13 protein-coding genes are annotated in these 17,673 nt (G+C 68.4%); 5 read left to right on the top strand and 8 right to left on the bottom strand.

Annotated features, from left to right (window positions below; translation table 11 throughout):
• Window positions 1-76: 76 nt before the first annotated feature.
• A complete protein-coding gene (locus ACFQW6_RS10055; RefSeq protein WP_378544025.1) occupies window positions 77-1,363 on the bottom strand; it encodes a hypothetical protein in 1,287 nt (428 codons plus the stop codon).
• A 227-nt stretch (window positions 1,364-1,590) separates the two neighbouring features.
• On the opposite strand from ACFQW6_RS10055, the gene ACFQW6_RS10050 reads away from it, so the two are divergent.
• Both ACFQW6_RS10050 and ACFQW6_RS10045 read left to right on the top strand, forming a co-directional pair.
• The gene (locus tag ACFQW6_RS10050; RefSeq protein ID WP_378544022.1) at window positions 1,591-1,764 is read left to right on the top strand and encodes a hypothetical protein; all 174 of its coding nucleotides are present in this window, start codon (window positions 1,591-1,593) and stop codon (window positions 1,762-1,764) included.
• A gap of 174 nt (window positions 1,765-1,938) precedes the next feature.
• The gene (locus ACFQW6_RS10045) at window positions 1,939-3,153 is read left to right on the top strand and encodes a DUF6461 domain-containing protein (RefSeq protein ID WP_378544019.1); all 1,215 of its coding nucleotides are present in this window, start codon (window positions 1,939-1,941) and stop codon (window positions 3,151-3,153) included.
• A gap of 157 nt (window positions 3,154-3,310) precedes the next feature.
• Here ACFQW6_RS10045 and ACFQW6_RS10040 read toward each other — a convergent pair whose 3' ends face one another.
• Window positions 3,311-3,520, bottom strand: a complete 210-nt coding sequence (locus ACFQW6_RS10040; RefSeq protein ID WP_378547611.1) for a hypothetical protein — start codon at window positions 3,518-3,520, stop codon at window positions 3,311-3,313.
• Between ACFQW6_RS10040 and ACFQW6_RS10035 the strand changes: the two genes are divergently transcribed.
• Window positions 3,519-4,016: an AAA family ATPase gene (locus ACFQW6_RS10035; protein WP_378547520.1), complete on the top strand. Its 498-nt coding sequence runs from the start codon at window positions 3,519-3,521 to the stop codon at window positions 4,014-4,016. The genes ACFQW6_RS10040 and ACFQW6_RS10035 overlap by 2 nt on opposite strands.
• Window positions 4,017-4,600: 584 nt before the next feature.
• Here the strand turns inward: ACFQW6_RS10035 and ACFQW6_RS10030 are convergent.
• The 4 genes from ACFQW6_RS10030 to ACFQW6_RS10015 form a co-directional block, all read right to left on the bottom strand.
• Window positions 4,601-5,425 carry a TolB family protein gene (locus tag ACFQW6_RS10030; RefSeq protein ID WP_378544016.1) on the bottom strand — a complete coding sequence of 275 codons (825 nt, stop codon included), beginning with the start codon at window positions 5,423-5,425 and terminating at the stop codon, window positions 4,601-4,603.
• A gap of 319 nt (window positions 5,426-5,744) precedes the next feature.
• The gene (locus tag ACFQW6_RS10025; RefSeq protein WP_378544013.1) at window positions 5,745-5,969 is read right to left on the bottom strand and encodes a hypothetical protein; all 225 of its coding nucleotides are present in this window, start codon (window positions 5,967-5,969) and stop codon (window positions 5,745-5,747) included.
• Window positions 5,970-6,089: 120 nt separating this feature from the next.
• The gene (locus tag ACFQW6_RS10020) at window positions 6,090-11,129 is read right to left on the bottom strand and encodes a BTAD domain-containing putative transcriptional regulator (RefSeq protein WP_378544010.1); all 5,040 of its coding nucleotides are present in this window, start codon (window positions 11,127-11,129) and stop codon (window positions 6,090-6,092) included.
• Between the two features lie 735 nt (window positions 11,130-11,864).
• Window positions 11,865-13,055 carry a hypothetical protein gene (locus ACFQW6_RS10015; RefSeq protein ID WP_378544008.1) on the bottom strand — a complete coding sequence of 397 codons (1,191 nt, stop codon included), beginning with the start codon at window positions 13,053-13,055 and terminating at the stop codon, window positions 11,865-11,867.
• A 496-nt stretch (window positions 13,056-13,551) separates the two neighbouring features.
• Here ACFQW6_RS10015 and ACFQW6_RS10010 point away from each other — a divergent pair, with 496 nt between their 5' ends.
• Window positions 13,552-13,800 (top strand): hypothetical protein, encoded by a 249-nt coding sequence (locus ACFQW6_RS10010; protein ID WP_378544006.1) that lies wholly within the window; start codon window positions 13,552-13,554, stop codon window positions 13,798-13,800.
• 56 nt (window positions 13,801-13,856) lie between these two features.
• Here the strand turns inward: ACFQW6_RS10010 and ACFQW6_RS10005 are convergent, their stop codons facing one another.
• A complete protein-coding gene (locus ACFQW6_RS10005) occupies window positions 13,857-14,243 on the bottom strand; it encodes a hypothetical protein (RefSeq protein ID WP_378544004.1) in 387 nt (128 codons plus the stop codon).
• A 95-nt stretch (window positions 14,244-14,338) separates the two neighbouring features.
• Between ACFQW6_RS10005 and ACFQW6_RS10000 the strand changes: the two genes are divergently transcribed.
• A complete protein-coding gene (locus ACFQW6_RS10000; protein ID WP_378544001.1) occupies window positions 14,339-14,620 on the top strand; it encodes a hypothetical protein in 282 nt (93 codons plus the stop codon).
• Window positions 14,621-14,667: 47 nt separating this feature from the next.
• Here ACFQW6_RS10000 and ACFQW6_RS09995 read toward each other — a convergent pair whose 3' ends face one another.
• Window positions 14,668-17,409 carry an ATP-binding protein gene (locus ACFQW6_RS09995; protein ID WP_378547518.1) on the bottom strand — a complete coding sequence of 914 codons (2,742 nt, stop codon included), beginning with the start codon at window positions 17,407-17,409 and terminating at the stop codon, window positions 14,668-14,670.
• Between the last annotated feature and the right edge of the window lie 264 nt (window positions 17,410-17,673).

Genomic DNA, 17,673 nt, shown 5'->3' with positions numbered 1-17,673 from the left:
GGGCTGGCTTCTCCGGCATGACCTCGACCATTCGCCTCCGCAGTAGCCCGGTTGGCACAAAGCGCTCGCGGCCGACCTACCCGGGTGTGACCGGCGTCCAGTGATATCCGTCGGAGGAGACGGAGATCGTTCGCACTCCGGTCCTGGCGATGATGACACCACCAGAAGTGTCGATCCCCCCGGACCAATACGGACCGAGCAGGCTAGGGGCGCCGGCTAGGGGCTCGGGCACGCGGCTCCCCGGGGCGTAGCGCCAGATCTCGCCGGGTGGCCCGCAGATCGGTTTGCTGCACGGGATGTCGGAAACGAAGAGTCGGCCGAAGAGCAGAGCTCCATCGTCGGCGTACGCGATGCCGCCGAAGTACGGTCGGTCCCAGGGCAGCGGGACCTGATGGAATCGTTGCTCGTCATCTGTCTGCCACAGCGCGTTCACGTACGACGGCAGGTCCTGCAACCACTGCGTCGACACCGTCGCCTGCAGGTGTCCGGGCCCCACGGCGACCCCCGCTTGGCCGTACCCGAATCCTGGGCCGCCGGTGGACCTGCCTCCCGGCAGGTCGGCTTCGGTAGTGGTCCATGTGCGTCCGCGGTCGCTACTGGTCTCGAAACGCCACTGCTGACCGCGACGCTTGAAGCCTTGGACGCTCACGATCGCTCCGCGTCGGCCCGGTACGTGCTTCCATACCTCACCGAACCGCGTGCCCTCGACCGGATAGATTTCGGCAGCATCGACGTCGGCAGCCCAAAGTTGCCGTGTCTGGACGTCGCCGAGACCGCCGAAGATGCTGCCCCAGCGGTCGAGGTCGAGGAGCACGTCTCCGCGTCCGCGGGCCTGCGGCTCCAAGACTCGCAGAGGTTTCGTCTTGCCGTTCGGGTACAAGACGAACGCCGGGTAGTTGATGTAGGGGTCCTGCTGCTGAGGCCTGACGGCCACCGCCCCACCTCCAAGCGGGCTGTAGTACACCAAGTAAGCGAGAGCGTCGCTGATGTACATCCGAGTGGCGTGAGCCCAGTTGTCGTCGGTGGTAGCGATGACCGTGCCTTCGTTCCCCGCGCGCGGGTCCAGGAACATCGCCACGGCGTCGGTCCGGGAGGTGTACTCGATCTCGCGCAGCTCGAGGTCCGGGCCGACGTGGTCGAGGAACTGAATCCGGTCGAGGAACCCATCGAGCTTCTCGCGACGCTTCGGCGAAATCGGTCCCTTCGTGGCCGGAGCCACCGGAGCAGCCGATGGACTCTCGTCAGCCCTCTTGCTGTCCGTGCTCTCGGGAGCAGATCTCCCACTGGGCTGGCCCGGGGAACGTGACTCACCGCGCTGGCGGCTCTCCTCGCTGCACCCAGCGAACAAGACGACCATCGCCACCAGCGCGACGTAAGAGCCAACTGCGCGCATGCCCCTCCGACAGGTACGCGGTGCTTGTCCACCTCACCTCAGAGTGCCCACAGACCCCCGGTCTCGCAAGCGTGCGACATCCAGCTCGACCACGCGACGTGCGTCATTCCGCCGTCTGACGGCGTCAGTTTGAACAGCTGCTCATACCGATGAGCGGTTGTCCGCTGGTGGGGCGATGGCGTGTGTCAGGGTGCGGCATGGCCTTCTGGCAGTACTTCGGAGCAGGTTTCGCGACACTCGGCGTCCTGGCCGTTGTTGCACCGGTCGTGTCGCCGGACCAAGGTGGGATCGGCACGATCCTTCTGGGCGTCGTCGTGTTCTGCGTCGGCGTCGCGGCCTTCGTGATTGGTGGGCGGCAGGCGCCTCGCTGACTGAGAACCTTCTATGCCGCCCGCGAGTTCGACCATCGCAGGGATCTAGCGCGACGGGTGCGTCGATCCGCCGCCTGCCGGCGTGCCTGAGTTACCGGATCTGCCGATGAGTGCGTGCCGTGGCGTCGTCTGGATCCTGCCCGCGATCACGCCTGGGTCTCTAGGCTCCCGCGCATGGGGTACCTAGACGAGATGCTCGAGCACTACAAGGGCCTGCCCATCGGGGACGAAAGCACGTTGGTGGTCCGCGGTGCTTCGGTGCAGGAGGTCGTTGACGCGCTCGGTGGTGTGCCGCTCGACGACGTGCCCACAGACGAGCTGGACGGCGACGAGCCGATCTGGGCGGCGTACACCCTCACCGCGATCGAGGGTGGGGTGCTCGCAAGCGAGGACACCGGCTACGCGGACCCGCCGAACTCAGTCCTGGTGGCGCTGTCCAAGGATGGACGGGCGGCCGCGGTGGTGCGGAACAACATCCAGGCCCACTGCCGGTTCGGGTGCGCGCGCGACGGAGACCTTCTCTTCGACAACGACGAGTACACGTTCCTCACGGATCGTGATTCGTTGCCGCACGACCTGCGGACGCTGTTCGACCTGGCATGGGTTGACCTGACCAAGGACGGGTCCGTCCCGCAGGAGGACACGACGGCTGTCGCGCTGGCTATGGCCGAGGTGGTCACAGGGATTCGACTTACAGCTGCTGACTTCACGAACCTTGAAGGCGGCGATGCGGCAGTCGTTGCGGTGCGACAGCTGCGGTACGCCGGCGAGAAGGACGAACCCCGGCTCCTTTCGATTGTGGAAGCCGTCGAGGGGCTGGCCGCCTCACAGCGCGTTGGACGTGACGTCGACGGCACTCCCGACGCCAGACCCCTGTCCGGCCAACTGGGCTCGGTGCAGGTGCAGCGAACCGTTCGCGGAACCCGGCGCAAGCTGTTCCTCAGCGTCGCCCATGTGACCAGCTGGAGCGGCTGGTGTGTGGCGGACGGCAGTTGGATGTTCGGCGGAGGCGACGGTGAGACGTACGCGCTAAACCAACCCTCGTACGGTTGGGCGGGCAACCACGCCGACCAGCTCAGCGGGTCTGCGGGGTCAATCGTCAGCTGGTTCATCGAGGTTGACCGGCCGCGACGAGCAGTCCGGGGATGGAACTGGGGCGTGCCCATCCCCGGGCGCCCGGGATGGGAGCCCACGATGTTCCTACCCGTCGACACCCAGGTCGCCGCAACGCTCGACGAGCACCGCGACGAAACCGGCGGCACGTGGACCACCGTCACCATCAACCACGACCACCTACCGGTCGAATGGATCGACGACCTGCACGCCTGGTGGTCCATGCAACTTGCCATCCTCGAAGCCCTACAAGAAGCTGAAGCCCGCAAGAAGTAGGAATCAGCCCAAGCGAGAGCACGAGCATCACCGGTTCCGTGCCGAACTCCGACGCGCTTGCAAGGCTCCACGCGGGGCATCCGGATCTGCCGCGATCCGCTCAACCGGCTCTACCGAGATCCGTGAACGCCCCTGGCCTGTGGCCATGGTCGGTTGCTCAGACCAGGTCGTATGCCTCGCGGAAGAGCAACGCAGCGTTCGTGTAGAGATCCAGATTCTTGAGAGTCTGACCGGAGACCTCGTGGCCATGCGAGCGAGCAGTCGCGTGTTCAGCCGACAGCCGAGCGGCTAGAGAGTCCAGCCATTCGACGAGAGCCTGCGCGGTGGAGCGATCGAGGTTCGGGGGCGACGGAAAGGGCGCGTCCATGTGCGCACGTTGTCACGTTGTGGGCCAGGTCGGGCCAGCATCCGTCCGCTCACAACGCGAAGGTCTACCTGTCGATGAGCGGATAAGTTCAAGTGTGCTCGTTCAACTCTCCGGTGTGCCGGGCTCAGGCAAGTCGAGGCTCGCAACATCCATCGCGGAGGCCACAGGCTTCGTGGTTGTAGACACCGACGTCTTGAAAAGTTCGATCGTCGGTTCTGGTGTACCTGTAGCAGCCGCAGGACCCGTGACGTACGGCGCGGCACTAGCGCTTGCTCAGGACCTGTTGGAGCAAGGCAGGACTGTTGTCCTGGACTCGCCATGCAGGTATCAGCAACTGCTGGATTCCGGTCGCCGTAAGGCTGGCGCGCACGGGGTTCGCTACGCGTTCATCGAACTGTGGGTTCGAGACTGGTCGGGTCGTGCTGGGTCGCCTCGACGAACGGTCCCCCAGAGTTTCGCAGGTGGCATCGGCAACAGCCCCCGTTCCGGGAACTGACTGGGAGTTCGGCACCCCCAAGGCGACCCTTGAGGCTTGGCAAGACCAACTAATCCACCCAGAGCACGACTGGCTTCGACTCCATGCTGAGGGTGCGGCGGAGGACAACCTAAACACAGCGCTTCGATACCTCGTTACCGACGAGTAGGCGCCGGACGGCGGCTACGCTCGACTGAATCTGCCGCGAAGAGCGCACCGATCTGCCTATGTGAGGGCACGTGCCCGGACTCACAGCGCTGCGATCGCGCCAGCCCCTGACCTGAGGACATGGCGAGGCCAGGGGTCGACACGTCCTAGTGTTCTTCAGCCTTGTGCTGGGTGTAGCGGTCGTTGCGCTGGGGCCCCCTTGGAAGAACCACCGCTACACGGGGAATGGACCTGACAATCGTCTCCAGCCCCGCCCAAGATCCACTTCAACGGCAGGGACTACCCGCGGGGGCGAGCAGTCCGGAGAAGTTGAGCTGTGAACGCGACCGGGAAGTAGACGGTCGCTTGGTCTGTCCCCCTGGAGGTATGCCACCCACGGCAGCCGTGTGGTCCATGACACACCCCCACCCAGCTGCCTGATCCCTGCGGGCGACGCGCTACGACCTACCGGCGAAGCGCGGAGCCAGGTCGTCGCCCCGGTCGACGAGCTGCCGGAGATGGGTTCCGTCCGCGCGCATGACGTAGACGTTGCGCTCCCCTCCGGGGTCGTGCGCATCGGTCACGAAGGTGATCCATTGACCGTTCTCCGACACGGATGGCATGGCGACGCTGGCCGTGCCGAAGTCGCGTACCAATTGGGGGTTGCTGCCGTCGGCGCTCATGAACCAGATCGCGTTGCTGCCGCTGCGGTCGCTGACGAACACGATGTCGCCGGCGGGGGTCCAGCTGGGTTGAACGTCGGAAGCCAGCACGCACGGGGCGGTACCTACGATGCAGGCGTCCGCGGTGAGGACCTTGGGTGCGCCGCCCGTCGCGGGCACCACCCACACGTCCCGTCCGGTGCCGTTGTTCCCGGCGAACACGACGGTTGAGCCGTCGGCCGAGTAGGAGCCGCCGATCTCGTTGCGTGGGAGCGACGTCAGCCTCCGTTCATCAGTCCCATCCGCTGCGACGCTCCACAGGTCGAACTGCCCGCTCGCGTCGCGACGCTGGAACAGCACGCGGCTGCCGTCCGGCGCCCACGAGGGCCAGTAGTCGTAGAAGCTGCTTTGCAGTAGCGGGCGTTGGTTGTTGCCGTCGGCGTCCATCAGGAAGAGCTGCATCAACCCGTCCCGAGCGGAGGCGAACGCGATGGTGTGCCGGTCTGGGGACGCCGTGGGTGCCCCGTCCATCGCCGGATGGGTGGTCAGCCGGCGCTCGTGCCCGCCACCGAGGTCGGTGACGTAGACGTCGTCGTTGCCCTCGCGCCAGGAGAAGAACACGATGCTCGCCTTGCCAAGGGCTGGCCCCTCACTCGCTGCCTGGCGTGGGCTGGCTCCGGTGCCGTGCTCCGCACCCATCGAAGTCCCGGCCGTGAGCGCAAGGACCGCGGTCATCGTTGCGCTCGCCGCCACAACAGTTCTCGCCCTTCTGCGCCTGCGTTGTTCGTTCACCACGTCCACCTCTCGTTCGCGGGCGGCGCCCCATTGTCGCCGCGCCTGCGTCGAGCCTCGACTGGGACGGTCACGGGCCGGTCACGCGACGGTCACGCCTGCGGTGCGGCCGCCACCCGCCCCGGGCACCGGCCGCACCGCAGGCGTGTCATCCGACGCGTCGAGCGGGCAACCACTCCTGTCCGGGAAGGCGCACCAGCGGGAAGCACTGGTGACCGGACGGCAGATCGGTCTCGACCGTCTGGGTGCTGGAGACGTGCGTGTCGGGCTCAGGTACGGGGATGGCCACCGCCGGCGTCGCGGTTCCGACGCAGACGACGAGGGCGACAGTTCTGATGGTGGTTCGGATGGTGGTGCGGGTTGTGGTGTTCATCGGCTCGTCCTGACGGGCGGTGGACGAGTGGTCTCGTCCGAGTGCCACCACCGTTGGACGCGAGGGTCCCGCCGCGGTCATCGAGCTGTCGCGCTCGGTCACCGGCGGGTCACCGGCTGGTCACGGGGCGGCGACGGCTCCTGGCGAACAGGTAGGTCCGTCGGCGAGATCGGCGTCGAGAACGGCCTTCTCGTCCTCGTTCAGCCCTCGGTTGGCCGCTTCACACGCGGCGTCAACCCACGCTCGCGGGTCGGCGGCCACCCGTGCGCGCAGACCCATGCCGTAGACGGCCCACAGGGTGCTCGAATCGGGTTCGAAACGCAGGAACCCGACGCCGTGGTCGCGGATCACGGCCTGGCCGTAGGGACGCCAGCTGCTCGTGTCCCACAGCGTGACGTCCCCATCAGCCCCCTCGAGGGTGGCAGCGACCCGGCCGTTAGGGCTGACCTCGATGTCACCGACCGGTCCACCGGTGAGCAGGCGACGCGGCGCGGCGGCGCTCAGGGTGTCCGCGTCGAGGACGTACAGCCATCCTGTCGACGAGCCGACCGCGACGGTCTCCGCGTCCGACCAGCCCGCTGACTGGAGCGTCCCGCCCGGGTCGGTCTCGACCGTGTCCCGAGCGGTGACGGTGCCGTCAGCGAGGTCCACGACCAGGACCTCACCTCCGCGAAGAAGCACCGCGCGGTCTCCGCTTGGGGACACCTCAGCCAACGACGACCCCCAGCCGGCGCGAGTCCATTGCGCCAGCGGGCCGGTGCGGACGAGCTTTGTGGTGTCCAGGTCAAGGACCCCCCAGCCGGCACCGCCGTTGAGGACCACGTCGTCGCCTTCGGGTGAGGAGTCGAGGCCGTTGACCGGCCACGGGGTCTCCACGACGGAGCGCATCTGGCGTGTTGCGACGTCCCACACGACGACGTACCCGCGTTCCGGGATCTCGAGCCAGTCGGGTCCGAGCACCCGCACCCCGGCCAAGGCTGTGCGGCCGTCGGGTGTGACGTCCGTGGAGGTCACCTCGCAACGACAGCGCTCGAGCCCGGTCATTGGCAGCCGGATGCCTCGCCGGTCGCCGTCACGTTTCAAGAACGCGGCGTTGGGTGCCAGGTCGTCGCGGTTCGACCAGATCTCGACCGGGGCGTCGACCGCTCCTTCACCGGCCCACGGCTGGTCGGGAGAGGGCGTGGTCGCGAGCACGCCGTGCCCGCCGGTGGTGTCGAAGGAGACTGCCGTGCCTTCCCGCCCGGCCGTCCACAGGCGCGAGGACTGGGGTCCCGCCCAGTCGGCGCCGAGGGCGTCAGAGCTCTGGCCGAGAAGGGTGGTGCGCAGCGCTCCCGTCGTGCCGTCGCGGACCTCGGTGCGCTCGTCGACGCCGACCGCGAGCCGCTCACCGGTGGGGCTGAAGCGCATGAACGACACGACCCCTGCGAGGGGGTGCGCCGGACCGCGTGGTCGCAGCGTGTCGGCGTCAAGGACGACCAGCTCGGTGCCCGCCGCGCCCTGGCGCGTCGCCGCCACTACGTCGGCGCGCGGAGAGACGGCCCAGATGGTGTCCTGGGTGGTGCGGGTTGGGCGTCCGGGTCGGCTCGTGTCCAGCACCACGCCCGGTCCCGTGTCGGATGGGCCGGTGCTCACCCGTCCGTCAGCCCAGACGACGAGGGTGTTGGTGTCCAGGACCGCTCGTCCCCACGGGACGGCGCGGACAAGAGCGCCGTCAGCCCCGGCCACCACCACGTGCGAGTTGGTGACGACCACGAGCGACCCGTCGTCGCGCCACCCCGTGCCCCACAGGTACGGGACGTCCACCCCGGTCCACCGGCTGACGTCGTCGGCCGTGATGCGCCGCTGTTCCTCGCCGTTCCGGTCCATCACCGCCACGTGGTCTCGGACCACTCCGGCGCGGTCGACGGTCAGCACCGCGAGCCGCCGACCGTCGGGAGCGACCGAGATGGTGATGCCCATGGCGTCGATTGGGCGCGACCAAAGGCGGCGACCCGTGGCAGCGTCGAGTGCCCACAGCTCCGGGCGCTCTTGGGCGAGGTAGACCACCTGCCCGCGCGGGTTCGCGGCAACCGCCATTAGGCGGCTCGGCGCGGCCACCCGCGTCACCACGTCGGGCTGGCGCCCGAGGAGGGTGAGGACGGCGCCGTAGGTCTCGGGGCTGCGCTCGAGCCGGGTCGCCTCCACCGCCGCGAGCAGGGCAAGGTCCGGCTGCTGGATGCTGAGCGCGGACGCGGCGAGCCTCTTGGCGTCCGCGGTCACGGCCGCCTGCGTGGCCGCCCGGGCAGCGGACGCCTCGCGGTCGCTGGCGCGCAGCGCGAGCGCGCCCGCGGCCAGGGCCAGGAGCAGGAAGGCGAGCGAGCCGGCGAGCAGCATCCGAAGCCTCCGGTTCTGCCGGGTCTTCTCGGCGACGCGCTTTTCTGCGGCGCGCTCCCGGGCGGCTGCTGCGTCCCGGGAGGCGGCCAGGAAGTCGTGCTCGAGCTCAGTGAGCTCCTCACCCTGGCGTTCGGCCACCTCGACGGCCGCGTCGAGCCTTGATCCTGACCACAGGAGCGTCGGGTCGCGGGACTCCTGATGCCACTCGAGGACGGACGTGGCGAGCCGACGCTGGACCATCCGCCCCTCACGGCCCTCGCCCAGCCACTCCCGCAGGCGGGGCCATTCGCGGAACAGTGCCTCGTGAGCCACCTCGACGAAACCGCGCGAGACGGTCACCAGCCTGGCTTCCGCCAGCAGCTCCACCAGTGGCGCCACATCGTGTGGAAGTCCGCGGAGCTCCTCGAGCGGCACGCGGCGTCGTGCGACTTCCTCCCCCTCACCAGCACCGGCGAGGCGCATGAACAACGCCTTCGCCTGCGCCTGGCGCAGCGGGTCCAGTGACGCGTACTCGGCTTCGGCGAGCCCGCCGATGGCACCGCGCAGACCGCCGGTCGCCACGTAGGAGTCGAGGGAGAGAGTCACCTCGGAGCGGTCCTCCCACAGCCGACGCATCGACGTCGACAACAGGGGCAGCAGGCCGGGTTCGAGTCCTGCGTCCGCGACGACCGCATCCACCAGCCCGTCCTCCAGCACCAGCCCGGCCCGCTGCGCCGGGCGCAGGACCATGCGCCGCACCTCATCAACGGTCGGGGTGCCAACTAGGACCGTGTTGTCAGCGAACGCAGCAGAGAGCTCTCGATGCTCAGCGACCCGTGGCAGGAAGTCGGCGCGCAGCACGACGACGAGCGTCGTGCGGCTGGTCGTGTCCGTGATGAGCCCGGTAAGAACTTCGAGGAAGCCCTGGCGCTCTGCCTCGTCGGAGCACTCGGTCCAGCACTCCTCGAATTGGTCGACCACCAGCACCCACCAGTCGTCGCTCCCGTCGGGAGCTCGGACCAGCCGCTCGAGCAGGTCGCCAGCGTCGGGCCTGCCAGCGTCGAGGAGGGCGCGCGCGAGCTCGCCCTGCGGTCGGGTGCCGGGCCGCATCGTCAGCACCGTCCATCCGGCACTTCCCGGTAGCCGCCCCTCGCGCAGCGAGGCCACCAGCCCGGCACCGACGACGGACGACTTGCCGCTGCCCGAGGCCCCGACGACGGCGAGGGCGGTGCTGCCGGGCAGGCGCGCCAGCATCTCCGCAACCAGTCGCTCCCGGCCCGCGAACCAGGCCGACTCGGCCGGGCCGTAGGCCAGCAGGCCCGGCCACGGCGACGAGCCGACGCCGTCACGCCACGTTGCCTCGTCGTGCTCCGTCAGGCCGAGCACGTTCGCCGTCATCTCGTCCCTGGCCTCGGCCAGCGTCGCCGCCGCCTGGCCCGCCCGCACCGCCGAGGTCCGCACCTGCTCGGCCATCCGGCGCTGAACGGCTGCCGTGGCGAGCTTGCGAGCGCGCCCAGGCAGACCGGCGGCGTGCTGACACACCTCGTCCATCACCTCGTCGAGCAGCAGCGGCGGCACGATAGGCGCCACCACACGGCGCAGTTCCTCGCGACCAAGAGGCGGTAGGTCGAGAACCACGTCTGCACCCCGGGGGTCGGACCCAGGCGGTCCAATCGAGATTACAAGCAGCGGGTCGGAACCCGTGCCCGGTGCGTCGACGCTGGGAGGCAGCACGAGGAGGCGCGGCCCAGGGGCTTTCTCTGACGGGGTTAGGAGTGCGCTCGGCGAGTCCGCGCCGGGGAACGCCGAGTAGGCGACCTCGGCGCCGGAGGAGGCGACCTCGGCGGCAAGCTCGGCCACGAGACGGCGGGCGCCGGCGCCGGCCGGCCCGCGCACCGCGACGTGCGTACCGTGCTGTTGACCGGCGGCGGTGCGCTCCCACAGGTCCCGGAGAACTGCGAGCTCGTCCTCCCGCCCGACGAGCACGCCTGTGCCTCGGCGGAGCTCCTGCGGGACAGGCACTGGGGCGCTTCGGCCCTTCAGCCGCGGGTCTTGGGCGAGTACTCGCTCGTGCAGGTCCGTCAGCTCGGGCCCGGGGTCGACGCCGAGCTCGTCCGCAAGCACTGCGCGGGCACGCGCGAGAGCGCCGAGCGCCTCTCCCTGCCGGCCTTGCCGGTAGAGCGCGCGTACCAACAGCGACCACAGCCGCTCGCGGAGTGGGTGTTCGGCGACGTGCCGCTCGAGCTCGGCGACCAGGTCAGGTCGCGGACCGGCCGCGAGCTCGGCCTCGCCCCAGCCCTCGACCGCCGTCATTCGCAGCTCGGAGAGTCGCCGCGCTTCGGCGACGACGAAGGGCGCCTCTGTGAACTCGCCGTACGCCTCGCCGCGCCACAAACCGAGCGCGTTGTACAGCTCGGCCGCTCGCGCGTCCGCCCGCAGCGCGGACGCGGAGCGGACCATAGCCTCGAACCGTCCCGCGTCCACCCCGAGGGGGTCGACGACGAGCCGGTAGCCACCACGCTCGGTGACCAACACCCGCGACGGCCCCGTCCGGTCAGGCTCGAGCGCCCGGCGCACCCGCAAGACGATGTTCTGCAGCGCCTTGCCCGCTGTGCGAGGCGGATCGTCACCCCAGAGACCCTCGACGAGGGCAGAGGTGCCCACCGCTCGCCCGCCCGCAGCGAGCAGGTGAGCAAGGAGCAGGCGCTCGCGCGCGCCCCGCAGCTCGACGCGCCCGCCCGGCCCGCGGATCTCCAGCGAGCCGAGCACGCCGTACTCCACGACGTCAGGATAGAGCCGACTCGGCATGCCGTCAGCGTCCTCCGAGACGGTCACGGCCCGGTCACGCGCCGGTCATCCACTATCCCGCAGCGCATCTGGGCGTCCAGCCGCACATCCGCGGATCGTGCATCCGAAACGCCGGCCCCCGCTCGCGATCCGCGGCCCTCGAGAAACTGAACCTCAGCGCGCTAGCCGCAACTCGTTTGCTGTCGCCGTACGGCGGGACGGCGAGCCCTCCAACTCGACCTGTGCCGCCTGGCGCTCAAGGAGGGAGTGTGTGGCGCACTCGGCACACATACCGAGAGGAATCGTGGACGCCCGCATCCGCCGCTGACGGTGCGCGGATCTGCCGATGAGCGTGCGATCGCTCGACCCACAAGGAATTACCGTGGCGTTGTGACGGTCCCTGTGTGCGCTGCGGCCCTCCCGTTCGAGCCGGGACCTCGGCTCGCGGGCGCTAATTGCCAGCGCGCGGCCGAGCATCTTGGCCCACATTGCTGGCGGGAAGCGGATGAACGTAGTCCAGTGATGTGGTCGGGAGATGGCAGACCGATCGTCTCCCCCGAGGGGTCGATGCCCGTGGACGCCGACGATCTAAGGGACGCGGACGGGACTGTATGGCGGTAGGGCAACGTCCGGATCTGCCGCGATGAGCTCGGCGGGATCGCGGTACAACAGGACAACTGCTCAGCGCTCCTCCACCTTCTACGCTCCTAGACCACGCGGAGCCTCGACGTTCGCTATCAGCCCCAACCCGAGCGGTCAGGGAGCAGGGGACATCCGCACGATGGTGCTTCGTTTGTGGTTGTGCGCTGACCAGGCGACGGCGGCGTGCCCGGCGGGTCCGATGGCGGCTCGGGCCTCGGCGTAGCGGCGGGTGTCGCCGGCGGGCAGCTTGATGGGCTCGGTCCAGGGCTGTCCAACGGGCTTGTAGGACGCCCACAGGTGGGTTCCGCCCGCGCGGTTCCAGGTTCGGTAGATGACGACGGCGTCGCCGCGGGAGTTGACGGCGAAGTGGTCGTCCGCTTCGTGCGTCCAGCGCCTTCCTCCCAGTCCTTGGGCTAGGACGCACGGCTGGCGCCACTGGCGGTTGCGGTCGCTCGTGCGGGCGACGAGCTGCTCCTTCTCCCACCGCATGCTGGTCGCGCGCCCAGCGCCGTCGAGGGCGGTGATGGTTCGGACGGTGTTCGGTTGCCGGACGCCGCGGCTCCATCGGCCGGTGGGGGACATGCTGTACGTGCGTCGATCGTCGTAGTTGAAGCCGTGGAGGGAGCGGGGGAGGATGGTGACGCGGGCGTGGCCTCCTGCGCCGACGGCGAAGTCGTCGACGATGCCGTCGGGGAACCGGTGGGGCCGGCTCCAGCCGGTGGTCGGTGTGCCGGTGACGAAGCGGACGTCTGCGGGGTGGGTGGCGTAGCCGACCACGACGCGGCCGCTGTCGTCGATGCCGGAGGCCCAGGAGAAGGAGGCGGCGCGTGCCAGGCGTTGTGCGGGAGTCCACGCGGCGCCGGCGGCCGGTCGGTAGGAGACCCAGAGACGCAGGCGCCCTTGGTAGCGGTTCCAGAGTGCTACTGCTGCACCGGATGCGTTGACGTGCAGTCGGGCGCGGTCGATTTGGCCGACGTCTGCCACGTGGGGCGTGGTTGACCAGTTTCCTCCCGCCGGGCGGTCGGAGAGCGCGAGGTTGTAGCCCAGGGGGGCGAGCTGTCCGTTTCGTAGGAGCCGGTCTTGGAGGAACAGGGTGGTGAGGGCACCGGAGTCGTCGACACCCGAGTGGTCGTCGTACTCGGGGAAGTACGTCGACACGGGCTCGTCCGGGTCCGGCTCGCCTTGGGGTGGGCCGGGCACTGACTGCGGGTCTCCCGGCGCAGCGGGAAGGCTCGAGGTGCGGACGATCCGGGCGTCGTCGGCCCAGTCGCGGCGTGCGAGTGTCGCGGTCCCTTTGCGGTCCACGACGAGGTCTCCAATGGTGCCGGACCCGGGCTCGACAAGTGTCTTGCGCTCGTCGATGGTCCACGCGCTCGATGGTTGGGTGCGGCATGCTCGACGGACCGCAGAGGTCGAAGCGTGTGCTGCATGCACAGCCCCGGCCGCCGCCACGGCTCGCGTCTCGGCCTTCGAGGAAGCCTTCGCCGCGTCGCCGGCCGACCACACGAAGAGGGCCGCGAGGACCAGGAGCGTGCTACCGGTTCGTTGGCGGCCGCGTCGCTGTCTCGCACGCATGAGTCGAGTGTGCGCGTGACGTCGCCTCGCGCCTAGAGATGTAGGTCCGGCGGGCTAGACACCTCGCATGACCGCCGGGCAGTCCCGCACGGCCGAGGACCCCCGTCGAGTTGCCCAGTAGAGGGTGAGGGCGGACTGCACAGAACGTACGGACATGCCTGCGGGTTCAGGCGGTCATCGCACCGATGAGCGGTCGGTGGACTGTCATCGCTGCCATGCTTGTGAAGTGGGCAAGAAGGGTCAGTCGAAGCGTGCCGACCGTGTCAACGAGTGGGCCGTTTCGGTGCGCCTGAACGACGGCCAAGTGCTGTTCTGGTGTGGCGACGAAGGCGAACGCCGAGGTCAGGAGTGGGGTCGCGAGAACCAAGCGTTCAGGTTCGCCACCGAGACGGAAGCCGAGCAGTACGCCGCCGCCTGTGCTCTCAACTCGGCGGCGTGGGAGTACCGAGCCGTACGTCTGCATCAGCCCAAGTAGACACACAAAGCATCCGCTCATGCCGCGATGAGCGCGCGGAGCTGCCGATGAAGCGGTCAGTCGCTCAGCGCTGCGACGCGGTCGAGTACCGCCGCAGCGGGTGCGTGGCGATCGAGTGCGGCGAACCTCCAATAGGTGCTGTCGAGGGCTTCGAGGACCAACACCGGCTCGGCTTGTTCGGGCATAAGGGCCGCGATGCGCCCGTCGATCAACTGGTCCACCTGCTCCGCGAAGGTCAGCAACTCCTCCCATGCGAAAGACACCGACTCGCCGCCGTCCAGGCGGTTCTCAAGATCGACGGGGTTGACCCCTGCGCTTGGCACTGTGGTGCCGTGGAACTCCTCCAACCGCCATGTCCAGTCGTTGGCTTGGATCAGGTCCAGCACGGCACGTAGACCGAGGTACTCCCCGTCGTTCTTCCACGCCCGCACGATGACCTCCACGGTGCCAGCGTGGCAGACACCCGGGGTTCGGCGCGGACGCAGTGCGCACTCATCTGCCGCGATGAGTACGAAAGATCTCGAACTATCCTGCGCAAGTGTCCGAGAAGGCAGCGCGTCGAGAAGCACGCCAACAAGTGGCCGCCTACCACGAGGCAAAGCTTGCCGACCTCGTCGCACACGTCGCCGGCGCGATCGATCAATTCCGCGACGGTGATCTCGACCCATTCGACATGGACCGCGTGCTGTTCCAATACTCCCGAGCCGCGAAAGAGCTCTGGAACTACTGCAACACAGGCAACGTCGAGGTGGTCGCACGGTACATACGGGAGGACCCGGCGATCGACTGGTGGGAGCGCGGGGCCTTGAAGGAGCGGTGACCGCATGCGTCATATCGCCGCGTGCCGGTGTCCTGCGTCCCTAGCCATTACGCGTCCTTGTCTGCTGACCTCGACATCTCTGTGTGCATCGGCGACCCGGCGTCACGGGAGGTTCGGGCGATGCGCGCCGAGAGCGGGACGTGCTCGCGGGCATCGCGCGCGGCCCTTGTGAGTAGGCGGTGTGCAATCGAGCCTTGGCTGCTGGTCAGCGCGGCCTGCCCTGCGCGCCAGCGGCAGTAGGCGGCGTCGAACGGGCGTTGTAGGGCGTCCCACTCGTTAGCCGCTGCCGTCCAAGGCTCGATTGCAGGGTGCGTGGTGAGCCGGCTCATCTCTGCGTGCCAGGTTGCTTCTTGCGCGCGCGCGTGGAGCCATCTGGTGCTATCGAACGGATCGGAGTGTGCTTGCTCCCGGAGCACGGCGAGCCGACGTCTGGCCTCTGAGTGTGGTCGACCGGGGACGGCGGCATCGGCCTCGGCACGAGCAATCAGTCTGAGAGCTTCTCCCGTGAGTGAGGCGGCCTCGGTGGCAGCAGCGGATCGGGTGGCAGGCAACAGTCGGTCGAGTGCCGTGGCGGAGCGGCCCGACCACAAGTCAACCTCTGCGGCTATGGACGCCACCACAACCCGGTTGTCCACCGCGTAGGTGGGCGAGTCAAGGGCTGGGGAGACATGGGCGGCGGCCTCGGCCAGGTGGCCGCGGACTAGGTCGAGGCCTGAACGCACCAAGTGAAGGACGCCGAAGTCTGGATCGAAGGCGCCTTCGGTGAGAGGAGCGATGAGTTCGGCGGCATCGTTGACCAACCCGGCTCGCAATAGCGCCGTGGAGACATTGGCCAGCAGTGACAGGTATGAGAAGTTCTCGATGCCGGCGGCGCGGGCCGCGTCGATGCCTGGGCGGCCCGCCTCGATGACGGACGATGCCGGAGCGCCGTGGCGTAGCAGTATCTCGGTCTGGACGTCGGCTAACCAGATGTCCCCCACGGGGTCGTGATGTTCTGCGGCCAGCAACGTCGCCTGCTGGACGTCAGCGATCGCTGTTGGGACTGAGCCGACCACTGCCTCGTACCAAGCCCGCCTCCCCATGAGTCGAGTGGAGGCGGTGCCTGTACCGAGCTCGGCAGCCACCTCCAGCGCCCGATCAGTTGCGGCACGCGCCTGCGTATAGAGGCCGCTCGCCTCGAGAAGGATTGCTTTCCGTTCGAGCGCGGACACGTGTCCAGCTGATGCCGGTTCCCGCGCGTAAATGTGAAGTGCCCTCTCGATGTAATCAAGGCCGACTTGCGGATCCCCGATCTCGAGTGGTCGGAATGCCGCGGCGCGCAGAAGCACCTCCGCTTGGTTCACAGGCTCGAGCACTTCTAGTTGTTGCATCGTCTCTGCGCTTAGCGCAGCTGCCCGATCGAACTGCAATGAGGCTTTAAGCGCATCCATCGCGGCGAGAGTCGCGCGAATCTTCAACTGCGCCGATGCGGAGGGGTCGCGGTTGCAGAGCGCCAGCACCCTCAGCCAGTGTTCGGCTTCTTGATGAGCGTCATAGCGTGCTGCGGATTCCTCAGCGGCACGTACCCGCCAGACGAGCTCCCGCTCGGGTACTCCAGCCAGCTGCCAGTGCGCGGCGATCTCGGCAGGCTCGACGTCGACCTCCTCTCCCAGTGACTCGGCGAGGCGGCGGTGCGTGTCGGCCTGCTCCGTGCCACGAAGCCGCCGTCGGACCGCCTCAGCCAGAAGAGGGTGGCGAAGCTGCAGCTCCGGACTGCCGGAGGGATCTGCGAGCAAGTGCCGATCGTCGAGATCGCGGGCCACCGCACTCAAGGCGTCCCCCTTCACCCCAGTCACCTTCCCCAAGACGCGTGCGAGCACCGGCCTGTCTGCGACACCTAGCGTGCGGACAACGGCGTACGCGCCGGGCTGGAGGCCTTCTAACCGCCTGTCCAACACATCAGCTAGCAGACGAGGAAGCGGCTGATCGTTGACGGCGTGCACGGCAAGCTGCTCGGTGAAGAGCGGTAAACCCTGACTGCGGGAGAAGATTCGTTCGACGCTCGCGCCAGCCCCGGACTCGCCCAGTAGAACGAGCTGCTCCGCCGTCTCGGCCTGGGTGAGCGGCCCCAGCTCGAGTGTTCGCGTGGACGGCAGTCGCTGAACCCGATCGAACCACTGCGCCACCAGCGGTGGGACATCGGGATCGTCCAACCGGTAGGTGCCGACCACCGGGACTGACGCACCACGACTGAGCAGGTGTTCCAGGACCTCTAACGTCCCGATGTCGGCCCAGTGAAGGTCCTCAACCCATAGCGCTAACGAATGCCGGCCTGACAACCCAGTGAGCGTGCGGCCGATAGCAGCGAACATGCGGTGTCTCCCCCCATCCGCCGCTGCCTGTCTGCCGGCGTCGGATTCCTCAACCTCAGGGAGCAGAGTCGCCAGCGCATCGGCAACGTATCTCGGCTCACGGGCCAGCGCGTCCAACAGCCATTGTCCTTCGTCGTGCTCCCAAATCTCGCGCATCATCGTCGCCAGCGGTAGTAGGGGCACAGAAGTCGAAAGCGGGAGCCCGTCGCCCCGCGCCACAAAGACGTCGGTAGCGGCCCGCGCGGCGCCCACAAGCGCCGTCTTACCCATGCCCGCCTCGCCCGTCACAACGCAAAGCCCCACACCCGAATCGAAGTGGCGCTGGACCGTGGCGAGCTCGAATCGACGGCCCGCAAGTTGTCTGGCCGCCCCAGAGGCCTGGTCTCCGTCCGTGGCCGATAGCCACAGCCGGTGGAACTCACCGACATCGCCGCCCATCGCGTCCACGACAAGTTGCAGCAATCCCCACGATGGCAATTTGGGCGAGGAGAAGACCGTCGAAACTGTCGTGTGGCTACAGCCCGCCTTCCCGGCCAACGTCCTAAGGCTCGGCCAGCCAGCACGATGATGAAGATCATGGAGCGCAGACACGAGATCCCGCTGAGGACCCGGCGGGATATCAGGTCTCGGCAACGCACCCAAACGCGACCTCCCCGACTGGAGCGGCGTACCTCCAGCATCCCCCTCACGCGCGAGTGCTGT

It is taken from the genome of Nocardioides sp. GCM10028917, from assembly GCF_042666175.1.
GTDB lineage: Bacteria > Actinomycetota > Actinomycetes > Propionibacteriales > Nocardioidaceae > Nocardioides.
Note: the sequence above shows the minus strand (reverse complement) of the source record. Positions and strands in the feature narration are given on the sequence as shown.